Annotated in this window: 10 protein-coding genes; 7 read left to right on the forward strand and 3 right to left on the reverse strand. The window is 38.5% G+C overall.

Translation table 11 applies throughout. The annotated features are described in order from the left end of the window. The first annotated feature begins 37 nt into the window (after positions 1-37). The 5 genes from HDE68_RS21670 (at position 38) to HDE68_RS21690 (ending at position 6363) form a co-directional block, all read left to right on the forward strand. Positions 38-3397, forward strand: coding sequence for a SusC/RagA family TonB-linked outer membrane protein (locus HDE68_RS21670; protein WP_183884331.1), 3360 nt, complete (start codon positions 38-40; stop codon positions 3395-3397). A gap of 10 nt (positions 3398-3407) precedes the next feature. Beyond that, the gene (locus HDE68_RS21675; protein WP_183884332.1) at positions 3408-4733 is read left to right on the forward strand and encodes a RagB/SusD family nutrient uptake outer membrane protein; all 1326 of its coding nucleotides are present in this window, start codon (positions 3408-3410) and stop codon (positions 4731-4733) included. Positions 4734-4817: 84 nt separating this feature from the next. After that, the gene (locus HDE68_RS21680; RefSeq protein ID WP_183884333.1) at positions 4818-5570 is read left to right on the forward strand and encodes a LytR/AlgR family response regulator transcription factor; all 753 of its coding nucleotides are present in this window, start codon (positions 4818-4820) and stop codon (positions 5568-5570) included. Then, positions 5560-5949, forward strand: coding sequence for a helix-turn-helix domain-containing protein (locus tag HDE68_RS21685; protein ID WP_260171835.1), 390 nt, complete (start codon positions 5560-5562; stop codon positions 5947-5949). The genes HDE68_RS21680 and HDE68_RS21685 overlap by 11 nt, the downstream gene beginning before the upstream one ends. 63 nt (positions 5950-6012) lie before the next feature. Continuing rightward, positions 6013-6363, forward strand: a complete 351-nt coding sequence (locus tag HDE68_RS21690; protein WP_183884334.1) for a DoxX family protein — start codon at positions 6013-6015, stop codon at positions 6361-6363. Between the two features lie 56 nt (positions 6364-6419). Here HDE68_RS21690 and HDE68_RS21695 read toward each other — a convergent pair whose 3' ends face one another. From HDE68_RS21695 to HDE68_RS21705, 3 genes are all read right to left on the reverse strand, one after another. Then, positions 6420-8204 (reverse strand): patatin-like phospholipase family protein, encoded by a 1785-nt coding sequence (locus HDE68_RS21695; RefSeq protein WP_183884335.1) that lies wholly within the window; start codon positions 8202-8204, stop codon positions 6420-6422. A 71-nt stretch (positions 8205-8275) separates the two neighbouring features. After that, the gene (locus HDE68_RS21700; protein ID WP_183884336.1) at positions 8276-9205 is read right to left on the reverse strand and encodes an alpha/beta hydrolase; all 930 of its coding nucleotides are present in this window, start codon (positions 9203-9205) and stop codon (positions 8276-8278) included. Positions 9206-9265: 60 nt separating this feature from the next. Beyond that, the gene (locus HDE68_RS21705) at positions 9266-10237 is read right to left on the reverse strand and encodes an energy transducer TonB (RefSeq protein ID WP_183884337.1); all 972 of its coding nucleotides are present in this window, start codon (positions 10235-10237) and stop codon (positions 9266-9268) included. A gap of 178 nt (positions 10238-10415) precedes the next feature. Between HDE68_RS21705 and HDE68_RS21710 the strand changes: the two genes are divergently transcribed. Together HDE68_RS21710 and HDE68_RS21715 are read left to right on the forward strand one after the other, a co-directional pair. After that, positions 10416-14021, forward strand: coding sequence for a metallophosphoesterase (locus HDE68_RS21710; RefSeq protein ID WP_183884338.1), 3606 nt, complete (start codon positions 10416-10418; stop codon positions 14019-14021). A 90-nt stretch (positions 14022-14111) separates the two neighbouring features. After that, a complete protein-coding gene (locus tag HDE68_RS21715) occupies positions 14112-14717 on the forward strand; it encodes a GNAT family N-acetyltransferase (protein ID WP_183884339.1) in 606 nt (201 codons plus the stop codon). Positions 14718-14723 lie beyond the last annotated feature (6 nt).

Here is a 14723-nt window from a genome sequence, read left to right on the forward strand (position 1 = left end):
ACAATTAACATTATCAAACACACCTAAACAACAAACTATGATTAGAAATCTACTGTTAATACTTTTCCTGATCGGCCTCAGTCTTTCCGGATACAGTCAGAAACAAACCACCATAACCGGGCAGGTTTTGGATCCTGATGGATTGCCAATACCGGGAGCTTCTGTTTACGTGGACAAATCCACGATAGGTGAGCAGACTAATGTGACTGGCGTAATCCAGAATATTGCAATCGGTACGGTAACCAATACAGAAGGTAAATTTACTTTAAACGTTCCTGAAGGCACTCCGGCTATTCGGGTAAGTTATATGGGGTATAACTCTATATTGGTAAATATTATCAATAAGTCAAAACTGACTATCTCTATGTCCAGTAATGAAAATAGCCTGGGCGAAGTAGTAGTAAACGGTTATACGTCAATTGCAAAACGTAAAAATACAACAGCGACAACTGTGCTGGAATATAGCAAAGTCCGTCAGTCTGGTGTTGCCGGGATTGATCAGATGCTGGAAGGACAAATTGCCGGAGTAGCAGTTTCAACACTAAGCGGAGGGCCTTCATCAGCACCAAAAATCCGTATCCGCGGTACCGTTTCCTTAAACGGCAGTGCAGATCCATTATGGGTATTGGATGGAATTCCTCTGGAAGGAACTAACCTGCCAAATAACCTGACGGACAAAGACAACATTGACCAGTTGCGTAACTTGCCTATTGCAGGTTTAAACCCTGATGATATTGCTGATATTACGATTTTGAAAGATGCAGCAGCAACTTCTATTTATGGGGCCAGAGCAGCGAACGGAGTTATCGTGATTACCACTAAAAAAGGTAAGAAAGGGCCAATGGCGATTAGTTTTAGTGCGAACACTTTTATCGCAGAGCGTCCGGATCTGGGTAAGTTAAACCTGATGAACTCAACAGAAAAAGTTGATTTTGAATTGGGCCTTGCTGCAAGAACAGATCTTACTTATCGTCCTGATCAGGGTGGGGTAGCCAGGATACTGAATAAGAATAACGAATTGCAAAACTATAGAACCAATGGTTTTGCCGGTTTAAGTTCTGCTACTCAGAATGAAATTAATGCATTACGTCAGAATAACACAGACTGGGGGAAAGAACTTTATCAGTCATCTGTCAATCAACAATACACTTTAGGTATCTCAGGAGGAAATGATCAGGCTAACTATTATTTTTCTGGTGGTTATTATGATGAAAAAGGTACAACAATCGGTACAGGATTAAAAAGATACAACTTAACCTTAAAGACTGATTTTAACATCTCTCAGAAATTAAAATTAGGGGTAGCTGTTTTCGGTTCTAAAACAGACCGTACAAGTTACCTGACCGAACAGGATGCTTATACCAACCCTTCAGCATATTCAAGAAATGTGAACCCTTATCAATTGGTAAGAGATGCTTCGGGAGGATATGTTTATGATCGGGATATTTTTGGGACAAGTAATTTGTCCGGTGATGTTTATCTGCCTTTCAATGCCATTGAAGAAAGAGAAAATACAAAATATGCTTTAGGAAATAAAAGTGTAAAGAGTATTATTGATATGGATTATCAGATCATTAAAGATTTGAAATTACATTCTGAACTGGGATTACAATTTGAGGATACACGCAGTGAAAAATATGCTTCTGCTGATTCTTATTTTGGCCGTAAATACAGAGAAAGCAGCAGATACTATAATTCTGCTACTAAAAAGTATGACTACTTCATGCCAGTAGGCGGAATTATACAAAATCAGGCTACTACTTTCTTCCAGTACAACTGGAAAACTCTGCTGGAATACAAAAAAGTAATTAATGAGAAGCATGAAATTGAGGCACTTGCTGGTACAGAATTCAGAAAAAACAACAATGAAGATTTGTTTACGAGAGGATTCGGTTTTAACCCACGTACACTAACCAATCAAAACATTCTGTTCCCAAATGCTGACCAGGCCAATAAATCAAGTTTCAGTACTTATCAGAAATCTATGCTGAGCAATGCTTATGCTTCTTTCTATGGTACGCTGTCTTATACATATAACAGAAAATATACAGTTTATGGTAGTGTGCGTTATGATGGATCAGATCTTTTTGGTGTAGACCCTAAATACAGATACTTACCTATTTATTCTGTTTCAGGTGCATGGAATGCAAGTGATGAAGATTTTGTGAAAAATGTAAAATGGATTTCAAACTTACGTTTCCGTACCTCTTATGGTATACAAGGTAATATTGATAAAAATACCTCACCAAAAATTGTTGGTAATTATAGTAATGTGACCATTCTGCCAGGAAATCCTGAAACTTCTATCAATGTGACAAGCCCGCCAAATGATAAATTGCGCTGGGAAAAGACGACTACATTCAACGCAGGAATGGACCTTGGATTATTCAACAATGCTGTACAGGTGACATTTGATTATTACAACCGTTACAGTAAAGATCTGATTGGCTTACAATCTTTATCTCTGGAGAATGGTTTTGAATTTACAAATGCTAATTTTTCACGTATAAAGAATAAAGGGTTAGAACTGACTATTTCAACAAGAAATATCAGTACCAATCGTTTCCAGTGGTGGACCGATTTTAACATCGCACATAACAAAAGCAAGGTAATCAGAGATGAGCCTAAAACAAGTCAGTTTCTTCCTTCAAGAGAAGGGTACCCTGTAAACGGTTTATTTGTCCTGAAAACTGCCGGTCTGGATGCTAATGGAATCCCGCAATTTCAAAAGGATGGTAAGGTTGTTTCTTTAGAGGAATTTTACAAATTATATGATCTTTATCCTGATTTTGCACCAGGACTTGCTACAGGAACTTCTTTAACTAACAAAGATTTTCAGAAGTTATTTACTTATGCAGGAGACAGGGACCCTCAGTTTACCGGAGGTATTATTAACCGTTTCCGTTATGGTAACATAGATCTGGCGATTACCACTATTTTTAACCTGAATCAGATGGTATTACGTAAGCCCTCATATTTACCTGCAACAGTTGACCGCGGACAGAATTATTCAAGAGATATTTTAAATGCATGGACGCCTGCAAATACCAATACAAATCAACCTCAGATTATCAGTGCCGATACCGGTGATGGCAGTCGCTGGATGGTTAATAACTGGTTAAATACAGGTGACCCGATTAACTCTTATCAATATCTGGATGTATTTGCAAAAAAGATGAGCTATATGCGTTTAAACAGCATTCGCTTAGGATATACCTTACCCGCAAAAATCTCAGCTAAAGTGAAAGCAAATTCACTGAGAATTAGTGTAGAAGGCAGAAACCTTTTTGTACTAAGTACTGATTACAAAGGTTATTCTGATCCTGAAACTTATGGCAGTATTTATACACAGCCTATTTCAAGAAGTATCTCTTTTGGTCTAAACGCAACATTTTAACACTATCAAAATGAAGAAGATTATACAATTATGTGCTGTAATGCTGGTGTCTCTCACCCTTGGCAGCTGTAAAAAATATTTAGATATTGAACCGGTAGGAAAAGTAATTCCTACCACTACAGATGATTTCAGAGCTTTGTTAACTACAGCTTACAGTACGTTTGCGGAGCATAAATCATTACTTGCAACACGTACAGATGAATTGAATCTTGATGAAAATCAGGATGATATCGTATTGTACCGTGATATTTATAAGTGGAATGATGCCAGTCCTGATCCATCAACTCTTCCTTTCCAGTATGTGGCTTTTTACAATACTATTTTCTTTGCGAATGAGATTATTGCAGAAGTAGAAAATAAGGCGGGAAAAAGTGCAGAAACAGCTCAGATCAAAGGTGAAGCTTATTTACTTCGTGCATATAACCATTTCGAATTACTGAACTTATATGCTAAACCTTATCAGGCATCAAGTGCAGCTACAGATCGTGGTATAGTGCTGGTTCTGAAAATGGATCTGGAAGCAAACTATAAGCCTGCAACTACAGAAGAAGTTTATAGCCAGATACTGAATGATATCAATGAAGGACAGAAATTGCTAAATGTAACTACATTTGATGCGGGGAAAAATTATCGTTTTACAACCCGCGCAGCCTGGGCTTTAAAGGCGAGAGTTTATGAATTCAGAGGAGAATGGAGTAAAGCACAGGATGCAGCTCAGAAAGCTTTACAGCTAAATGGCGATCTTGAAGATCTGAATGCAGCAGGAAGTAAATCACCAAATAATTACCTGGCTAAGGAAAGCATTATGGCCATGGAGAAAGCAATGAACGTATCGGTAACCAATGCCGTTGCTATTTCAGATCATTTGTTAGGTATTTATGACAAAGACAACGATCTGCGTTTTGCCAAATACTTCAGCAAATCTGGTAGTAATTACCGTTCTGCAAAAGGAGCATCCAATGAATTTAAAGTTTCTTTCCGTAATGGTGAATTATATTTGATTCAGGCCGAAGCAGCTTTACAAACCGGGAATACTGACCTGGCAGTTCAAAGCTTACTTGCTTTAAAAGCTAAACGTTTAAAACCTGCTTATTTCGAAACAGAAAAAGTAAGAGTTCAGAGCCTGGTTAAAGCTGACCTGCTGCAGGAAATTTATAAAGAGAGAGAAAGAGAACTGGCATTAGAAGGTCACCGCTGGTATGATTTAAGAAGATATGGACAACCAGCAATTACGCATACTGTAAGCGGCGTTAATTATACCCTGAACTTAAATGATCCGAGATATACACTGCCATTTCCAAAATCAGCCATTACAAATAATCCTAATTTGCAATAAAACAATTTAAAAACAAGGATTTAACTCCGGTCTGTTTCTACAGGCCGGAGTTTTTTTTTACATTTACAGTTAAGCAATTCACGCATGACTGTACTGATTATTGAGGACGAAGAACTGGCAGCAACAACACTGCATAATATGCTCGTGCACATTAATCCCGATATCCAGGTACATGCTGTTGTAGGTACGGTAGAGGCTGCCGTAAACTGGTTGCAGGAGCATCAGACAGATATCATTTTTATGGATATCCATTTAGGTGACGGAGAAAGTTTCCAGATCTTTCAGCAGGTAGAAGTTAACAGCCCGGTGATTTTTACAACTGCTTATGATCAGTACACACTTAAGGCATTTAAAAATCAGGGGATCGATTACCTGCTTAAACCTTTTGATGAAGAAGATGTAAGAGGTGCGTTAAATAAACTGAGTAATATCCGCAGTACCGGAGCTGTCAGTACACCGCAACTGGTACAGAAAGTGGAAGAGGTATTAGGCAGAACCCGTAACCGGTTTATGGTTAAACTGGGTAAACTTCTTAAAACGGTTCCTGCCGATCAGGTAGCTTATTTTATGGCTGATGATAAGTATCTTTTCCTGATCACCAGCGACCAGCAGAATTATATTATTGAAGAAACTATAGGCAGTCTGGAGCCTAAATTGAATCCTGAAAACTTCTTTAGAATTAATCGTAAGTTTATAATTCATATCAATGCGATCAGGGAAATGTATAAACTTTCCCGCAATCGTGTACGGATTACGCTCTCCCCAAAACCAGAAAATATAGAAGTCATTGTAAGTGAAGAAAGAGCTGAGGCTTTTAAACAATGGCTTGATCAATAATATCAGGATGAGGGTACCCGGAAAAATAACCAGAAACGAAGAGATTACCACCGCATATTTTGCTTTTCTAGATCAGCACCTGGCAGATCTTCTGGCTGAAAAGGATATCGAGATGCTGGAAATTAACCAGATTGCAGACCGGCTTTTTATCTCTCCAAAACATTTGAGCAATACTATAAAGCTTGCCCGGGGACATCATCCCTGTTATTTTTATGATCAGAAAATATTGGACGAAGCGAGAAAACTAATGTTGGAAACCACTTTGTCCATTGCCGAAATTGCACGCAAGCTAACTTACAATCCCTCTAATTTCTCGAAATTCTTCAAGAAGTATTCTGGTTTAACACCAGGACAGTTCAGAAGTCATCATAAAATATAAGCGGGTTTAAAAATCCGAAAAGTTCACCACGTTAACGCTGATTTTAATCCTGATATTTGCTTTATGCTACTAAAAATTATCAATTCGGTACTTATCCTCTTTGCTTTATATATGGGCATCAAACAAGGATGGGCTATGTTTTCAGGTAAAGCGCCCATGCTGGAAATGTTCAGTAAATGGGGAATGGAAAAAAACAGTGTAATGATCTTAGGGGCAATTACAATAATCGGTGCCCTGCTGGTTTTATTTCCCCGGACTTTTATTGCCGGAAATTTCATTACTGCTGCAGGTATTTTATTTATTGCAGCTTTTCATTTAGGTGATAAAGATCTCAGGGGCTTTGCGATTGAACTTCCTTTCTTAGCACTTTCGCTGGTGATCATTTATTTACAGCATCCTTTAAGCAAAGTCTGAACACCTAAAAGGCATATTGGCTTTTGTGATTTAAATACGAAGAAATAATAGAAATATCAGGAATTATTGTGCAGCCGGTAAGGAGACTGGTTAAACTCCCACCAGTCTTGTGCCAGCTGATTTTGCAATGCTGCCCAGTAAGGATCGTTGCTGTCAAATCTGAAAGCATAACGGAGCAAACTATAACAGGTTGTAAACTGTCCGGTGGCAATTAAAGCGGCCGGCCTGTTTTCTTGCTGATGATTTTTATCAAACCAGAGAGAAGTATCCATTTCAGTTGCTAACTCTGCTGCCTGCTGTAAAGCTTCAGATGGTTTCATTAATTCTGCAAGACTGATTTTTTTTCCGTTCACTACAACTGCCGGATTTTTTTTATACCAGGGCTCTGCCTTGAGGTCAGCAGTTCTCTGGCAATCATTTTTAGGACTTAGCAAATAAATTGCATTCATCAAAGTGAACTGCCGCCAGTGTTTCAATTCTATTTGCTGAACTAAGGATTCTTTTTCGCTCTTTTTCAATAATGTCCCGTCAGCTTTTAATTTCCTTTCCGAAATCTTTTCAAATAAGCGGTCATAAGATACCCTCCTGATTTTTTTCAGAAATACAATTGCAGAAAGATAAGCTACAGAGGTTGCCCTTGAATCTATTAATTGCAAAAGCACACTCAGCCGGAGCCGTAAGAAATAAGAGATATGTCCAAGCAGGATGATCCCATAAGTCTGTTTTTTTTCCTGAACTTTCTGATAGGCAAAAAAGCCTTTGGTGAAAAAATAGAAAGCAACCAGGAGTAGCGCTGTGTTGATCCCCAGAAAAGCATAAGATAATTCTGCCAGCGTGTTTGTCAGTATACCCGTGATAAATATTCCACTGAAGACTATTAAAATAAGCAGATACTGGATCAGGTTAAGTTTCTGCAGCCAGCTTTTTTTATTTTCTTCCGGGAAGTTATATCCTGTAGTGTAATTACTGCTGACATCACAGGTGATGTATAAATCATAGCCAAAGATATTTCTGTTTTGAAGCCGCTCCTCGGCCTTTGTAAAGGAATCAATACCCTGGTTGTCGTCAATCCCTCCATCCATCAATACAAAGCGCGGAGGCGGGGTCTGTGTCTGTTGTTCGCCTTTGTCAGGAGAAAACCGCGGATCTTCTTTAATGGCTGCTTCTAGAGCTTGTTTGCTTAATTCACCATGTGTAAAGTCATTAGGGAAAACAAAAGGCTCAAATCCTACCGGAAAACAAGAAGAACAGGCAAGTATATCGGCCAGTTTGATTTTCTTTAGGGTTTCCAGTGCAATTTTCTCATTTTTAAACCGGAGAAATTTATTACCAGGCAGGCCTGCATTCTGAAAACGGAAAAGCATCCCGTTATCAAATTCAGTAGCATTGGCACATATTTCTCTGACTGCATTTTTTACAGGTTTCCAGTAAATGCCAAATACTTCTTCCTTAAAAAGCAGTTCATCATAAGCGATCGAAAATGCATTGATAATATTCCGGGATTTATCAGGCCTCTTTTTCCAGTGGCTTTCTGCATTTAAAATCTTAAAAACACGGTCTATAAGTTTAGTGCCATGTAATATATGTTTATTCATGCTGTCATAAAACTCCTGGAAGGATTGTCCTTTGCGCTGACTTGCAGTATAAGCAAGATTAGTGATTGTACCGCCAGACGCAGAAGAAATAAAATGAACAAGAGAGGTTAGCTTTTTGCCATCAATATAAACCGTTTCCATATAGGACAAACAGCCCAGCGAGTAAGATGCTGCCCGAAAACCACCACCTGAAAAGCTTAACGCTATATGTTCAGGTTTCCGGGGCTGAAGCACTGAATATTCCATAGTAAAGATTTTGTTCAGATGAATTTATTCAGGATATAAGGTATGAAAAATTCATAGTCTTTTCGACGTTTTTATTTGTAAACGTCAGCAGGAGTAAGCTTCATTGTCCGTTTACTTTGCAGGTCATTAAAGTCTGTGGTGATCAGGTATTGTTTCTTTTTGAAAATGTAATTGTCTATAAACCAAAGAATCTCATTCAGATTCCTATGCATAGGTATGCCTGCAATTTCATGTCCCATCCCATGTACCCTCATATAATAATAAGGGTATTTTTGTTTGTTGAATCTTTGGGCAAGGTAATTGGAACCAAAGAAACCTTTATTGAAAAAGCGCTTTTTATTATACACGACCAGCTTATCTTCTGTACCATGAAAAAGCATCGTTGGTGCAGGGGCAATCTGATAAGAAGGAGCACCCTGATAACTGAATATGGCACCCGAAAAAGAAATAACCCCGGCATACTGAAATTGCTCAGGAAGCTGTGAGGTTAAGCTGGTATGATTTCTTTTTTCCCAGTCTGCCTGAAGTACAGCGATTGCGCCAGCACTGGAGCCTGAAATAATAATTCTGGAGGTATCAATGCCTAGTTTTACAGAATTGTTAATCAAATAAGCGGTTGCACTATACAAGTCCTTAACAGCAGTGTCAATGGCATTTTTAAGCGGTCTGGTATGTAAAGCAGAAAGCTTTTTAACTCCTTTTAAACCGAGCCTGTAATCGATGGATACTACTTTGTAGTTGTTTGTAGCCAGTTTATTAAAATATTCAGTATAGGTTTTACTATCTCTTTCACCCTGGATAAAACCACCGCCAAAAACAAATATTACAGTAGGCTTGATCACGCTGAGCCCCTGATTACTGTAAACATCCATTTTTAGCTCCTGATTTTCTTTCACACTATAAGTGAAAGTTGTTTTATGAACTTCTGGTGCTAATTTTATTTCTTGTGCGGCTGCGTTTTCAAAACTCAGCAGGATGAAAAATAAAAAAGCTGGAATCATTGGGTAGGTTTTGAGCAGCGCAGTTGAAAATTTGGAAGGATACATCATATATGAAGATTATTAACGGAAAGAAAATGTTAAGGGTAAATTGTAGGAGACTTTAACTTTTTTACCACGAAGTAATCCAGCTTCCCATGGAGGGGATTCTTCCAGTACCCTGATGGCTGCCGCTGCCATATCCGGATGAATCTGATTAAGCACCTTGACATCTCCCAAAGTACCATTTGTCTGTACTGTGAATCTGATTAAGGCGACTCCCTGTATGCGTGCTTTATAACAGCTGCGGGGATATTTCATATGGCTAAGGTAACGGTAAAATTTGTCTATACCACCTCTGTAGCCTGGGTTAACGTATGTTTGTGTATATTTATAAGAATTATTTTGCGCATCAATAGTCTCTCCGGAGATTAATTTACCACCTTTATAAATCTCTGTATAAGTGGACAGGGTCTCTTTTGTTTTACCTGTCCAGATTCCTTCGTGCTGTCCATTTATTAACTGGCCTCTTTCAAGAATTTCATTGAAATCATCATTATAAGCAATGTATTCACCATTGCCATGAATAGTGAGGTCTTTACCAGTGGAGTCTTTGACAGTTATTACTTCAAAAGGAGGATTAAGCTCGTCCGATAATGGAGCGTTTTCAAGCAAGCGGGTATATACTTTAATGGTAAATAGTTTTCCGTTAGGGTAGTAGTTCATTACTGTATCTATCATAAACCCTTTATTGAATATCGCTTTCTCTTTTATATTTCCATTTGGAAAAAATGTAGTCCGGCGGCCATCATAGACAATACGATCTATGCTACGCGAAAATCCCTCACTTTTTTCTGTTCCATCCATATAATACTCTTTGACCATATAGAGTGGATTTCCCTGGATAGGTTCTGTAACGTAACGGATATAGTCTGCACTATCCTTCTCAGTAACATAATCACCATTATTTTTAAGTAAATAAGTGTTTTGACGTTGGGCGGATGCGGTGAAAAATAGGCAGAGCAGAGCGCAAAGAAAGAAATGAAACTTAAACATGCTGATGTAAATATAGTTGCAAGTTATCTACAGTTCTTTTAAATTAAAAACTAATCTGATTTTTAATTTAAAAGAACGAACGTATGTTTAAACAGCTTATTAAAACGGTGATATTTTAATCTTCTATTTTGTAAGAAATGGTGTAATTTTAACTATTCATATTTAATGCTATCTACGAATGAAATCAGCTACGCTCTTATTTTTCTTCTTATTGACCGTTGCTTTTGCTAAAGCACAGGATTCGGTGAAGTACCGGGTCATCTTTATTGGCGATGCCGGAGAGCTGAATGTTGCTCAAAGAGAATCATTAAAAAATGCATCCAAACATGTAATTGCCGGAAAAACAACGGTGATGTACCTGGGCGATAATATTTATCCCAGGGGAATGGGTTTACCCGGAAGTAAAGAGGAAGAAACCACGAAACAGATTCTGCAATCCCAGTTTCAGCCCATGCGTCAGATGGGGGCAGCAGTTTATTTTATCCCTGGTAACCATGACTGGGATAAAATGGGCCCGGAAGGTTTAGCTAAAATACTCCGTCAGGGAGAATATCTGGCAGAACAGAATGACTCTTTATTAAAGATGATTCCGCCAAACGGATGTCCTGATCCTATAGCCATAAAACTGACTGATAACTTAACGATTATAGCCTTTGACAGTGAATGGTGGCTATTCCCTTACAATAAAAAGAATCCGGAAGCTGAATGTGACTGTAAAACCAAAGATGATGTGATTGCCCGGATGCAAGAATTACTGGAAGCTAACAGAGGTAAGATTATTCTGTTCGCTGACCATCACCCTTTACAGAGTTATGGCTCGCATGGCGGATATTTTACGCTTAAAAATCATATTTTCCCATTAACCTCACTGAATAAAAATTTATATCTGCCCCTTCCTGTGTTCGGCTCATTATATCCGCTGCTGCGCTCCACATTTTTGAGTCCGGAAGATTTAAACCATCCTTTTTATAAGGATATGATTAAAAAGATAAATGGTGTTTTCGGAGCTTATCCGAACCTTACTTATTTTTCGGGTCATGATCATGGTTTACAGCTGATCAAAAGTGACCAGCTTAATCTGCAGGTGGTCAGCGGGGGCGGAGCAAAACATTCTGCGAATAAAAAAGGTAAAAACTCTATTTTTCAAGAGTCGGAACAAGGTTATGTAACTGCCGATCTGCTGCTGAACAATGATATGCGTTATGATTTTTACGTGTATACAGAGACTGGGGTTAAAAAAGTATATAGTTATACTAAAGCTTTTGTTCCGGTGAGTTCAGAGCCTGAAAATACGGTGAAAGTGATTACAAAAGATAGTATTTCTATTAAAATATATCCTAAATATGATAGCGTAAGTAAAGTTCACCGTTTCTTTTTCGGAGAGAATTACCGTAAAGAATATGCGTTGGAAACAAAGGTTCCGGTGATCAGGCTTTCTGAAATTAAAGGCGGTTTAATGCCTGTTCAGCGGGGTGGTGGTTTTCAGTCACATTCACTGCGTATGGTAGATAAACAGGGTAAAGAATGGGTATTGAGAAGTGTCGAGAAATATCCTGAGGCACTTTTACCAGAAAACCTCAGACAAACTTTTGCTAAAGATATCCTGAAAGATAATATGTCTGCCCAGCATCCGTTTTCTGCGCTCGTAGTGCCTGATATTGCTCAGGCTGTTGGCGTAGCGCATGCAAATCCTGTTATCGGCTGGATTTCTCCGGATGCTAACCTGGGTAAATATGGAAGGGTCTTTGAAAATACACTTTGCCTGCTGGAAGAAAGAGAGCCAACGGGTAAGTCTGACAATACGTATAAAATGTATAAGAGACTGGCAAAGGATAATGATTATACTTATGACGGGCCGGCTTATCTAAAAGCGAAAGCTCTGGATATACTGATCGGTGACTGGGACAGACATTTTGATCAGTGGAGATGGACGCTGGACAAATCTGGAAAAAGAGATGTTTATCAGCCTGTTCCACGTGATCGTGACCAGGTGTTTTATCTGAGTCAGGGTGTAATTCCGCGTTATGCGCAATCTTCTTATCTATTGCCTATGATTCAGGGGTATGAAAGAAACGTGAATAATGTGAACTGGTTTGTATGGGAAAGCAGGGCTATGGCTACCCGTCTGTTAAGCCAGTTATCAGAAAAACAATGGATGGATATTATTCGCATTTTTTGTGCTGATTTAACTGATGAAGTTTTTGAAAGGGCATTAAAAAAGATACCTGAACCAGGTTATTCTTTACGCCATGATCAGTTACTGGCACAATTGAAAGAAAGAAGAGAAAAATTACCTGAAATGATGAACCAGTATTATCGTTTTCTGAATAAGATTGTAGATATACAGGCCAGTGATAAGGGAGAACTGATAGAAATTTCTGATGCTAAAGGTGGTGGGTTAACAGTGAACATACACCAGTTATCAAAAAATAAAAAGGTAAAAGAGGAAATGTTTGTGAAGACCTTTGATCCAAAAATCACCAGAGAAATCAGGTTATATACCAGAGGTGGAAATGATAGCCTTGTTTTAAATAATAAAGGGACTGATATCAAATTACGTATTATCGGTGGGCACGGGGTTAAAGCTTATCATGTGGAGAATTCTTATCATAAAGTGAGGCTTTATGATAAACCGGACAGTTCAGGTTTTACTGGTCTGATGAACAGGTTCCGCAAAACAATTTCCAGTGATACCGGAAATATTGCCTATAGACAAACAGATTTATATCACAGAAGCATGTATTTGTTGAATGGTGGCTATAACAATGATGACGGTTTATCATTAGGTTTTTCTGTGAAATATATGAACCCTGGTTTCAGAAATTTCCCTTATGGGAATACACAGCAATTCTCTTTTCTGCACTCTTTCAGCACTAAGGCTTTCAGGTTTGATTACAGGGGCGAATGGATGCATACTTTTGGAAAAGCTGACCTGGTTTTACAGGCGAGTGCTTATGCACCTCATAATACACAGAATTTCTTTGGCGCAGGTAATGAAACTACATTCGATAAATCTATTGATGGGATCAGCTATTACCGCTCAAGGTTCAGCTTATACCAGTTTGACCCGGCATTGCGCTGGAAAAGACCTAAATCTTCTTTTAGTGCCGGCCCTTCGTTTCAATATTATACCTTCAATAAGGATGATAATACAGGACGGTTTATTAACAATAGCGCCGCATTGCATTCTTCGGATAGCCTGACGATTGCAAATGATAAATTATATGCCGGTGTAGTGGTGAATTTCATTAACAATACACGTAATAATGAAATTTTGCCATCCTTAGGAAGTTATATTAATCTGAAACTGCAGGGTTATACCGGTTTAAACAGTTATTCCAATACTTATGGTCAGTTTACCGGAAGTGTCGCACTTTATAAGAATCTTGATAACCGGGCCAATTTTGTGATCGCAGAGCGTTTTGGTGGTGCAGTGACTGTTGGGAAACAACCTTTTTATGCTTCTGCATTTTTAGGTGGGGAAGGTACTTTACTGGGCTTCCGTCAGTTCAGGTTTGCTGGTGATTATAGTTTCTATAATAACCTGGAGATGCGTGTTAAACTGGCAGATTTTGTAAGTTATGTATTACCAGGGCAATTGGGTTTACTGGGTTTCCATGATATAGGAAGAGTATGGAAAAGAGGAGAAGATTCCAGTAAATGGCATAACGGTGTTGGCGGTGGATTGTATTTTGCACCAGCTTCAATGACTGTGGTACGTGTTGTTGCCGGACATTCTGATGAAGGCTGGTACCCGTACATTTCTTTGAGTTTCCGCTATTAGAAATTTGAACGCTTAAACTGAGCTCAACAAAAACTCAAAGAAGCTATAATAGCTGATAGCTTCTTTGAGAAAAATTATTACCTTAAATGCATGAGCGAATTACTAAAAGAAACTTCAATTATATTAGAGAATGAGCGTGCTTTAATCCGTCCGCTTGTTGCTTCCGACTACGAGCATTTACTGACTTTTTCAATGAATGAACCTGATCTCTGGCATTTTTCTCTGCAAGGGGCTGCAGGTGCTGAAAACCTGAGAAAATATATAGATATGGCAATTCAGGATAGAGAAAAAGGAATATCCTATCCATTTATTGTTTATGATAAGCTTGCTGATAGTTATGCAGGTTCTACCCGATATTATGATATACAGCAAACTTATCAAACCCTGCAACTGGGTTATACCTGGTATGGCAGCGATTTTCAGGGAACCGGACTGAATAAAAATTGTAAATACCTTTTGTTAAAGTATGCTTTTGAGAACCTGCGTATGGAAAGGGTTGAGTTCAGAGCAGATCATAGCAACCACACGAGTGTGGCTGCTATGAAAAGTATAGGCTGTAAAATTGAGGGGGTACTTCGTGGCCACATGCCTAATGGTCATGGGGGAAGAAGAGACAGTATCATTCTGAGTATTTTAAAGAAAGAATGGCTGGATACTGTCAAATCTAATTTGGAAGCTAAATTACGAGCGGTTTAAATTATT

The sequence above is a fragment of the Pedobacter cryoconitis genome, from assembly GCF_014200605.1.
GTDB lineage: Bacteria > Bacteroidota > Bacteroidia > Sphingobacteriales > Sphingobacteriaceae > Pedobacter > Pedobacter cryoconitis_B.

What these genes read in the sequence shown, in the direction of transcription:
- HDE68_RS21670 (WP_183884331.1), top strand. Translation starts at nt 38, where the DNA reads ATGATTAGAAATCTACTGTTAATACTTTTCCTGATCGGCCTCAGTCTT.
- HDE68_RS21675 (WP_183884332.1), top strand. Translation starts at nt 3,408, where the DNA reads ATGAAGAAGATTATACAATTATGTGCTGTAATGCTGGTGTCTCTCACC.
- HDE68_RS21680 (WP_183884333.1), top strand. Translation starts at nt 4,818, where the DNA reads ATGACTGTACTGATTATTGAGGACGAAGAACTGGCAGCAACAACACTG.
- HDE68_RS21690 (WP_183884334.1), top strand. Translation starts at nt 6,013, where the DNA reads ATGCTACTAAAAATTATCAATTCGGTACTTATCCTCTTTGCTTTATAT.
- HDE68_RS21695 (WP_183884335.1), bottom strand. Translation starts at nt 8,204, where the DNA reads ATGGAATATTCAGTGCTTCAGCCCCGGAAACCTGAACATATAGCGTTA.
- HDE68_RS21700 (WP_183884336.1), bottom strand. Translation starts at nt 9,205, where the DNA reads ATGATTCCAGCTTTTTTATTTTTCATCCTGCTGAGTTTTGAAAACGCA.
- HDE68_RS21705 (WP_183884337.1), bottom strand. Translation starts at nt 10,237, where the DNA reads ATGTTTAAGTTTCATTTCTTTCTTTGCGCTCTGCTCTGCCTATTTTTC.
- HDE68_RS21710 (WP_183884338.1), top strand. Translation starts at nt 10,416, where the DNA reads ATGAAATCAGCTACGCTCTTATTTTTCTTCTTATTGACCGTTGCTTTT.
- HDE68_RS21715 (WP_183884339.1), top strand. Translation starts at nt 14,112, where the DNA reads ATGAGCGAATTACTAAAAGAAACTTCAATTATATTAGAGAATGAGCGT.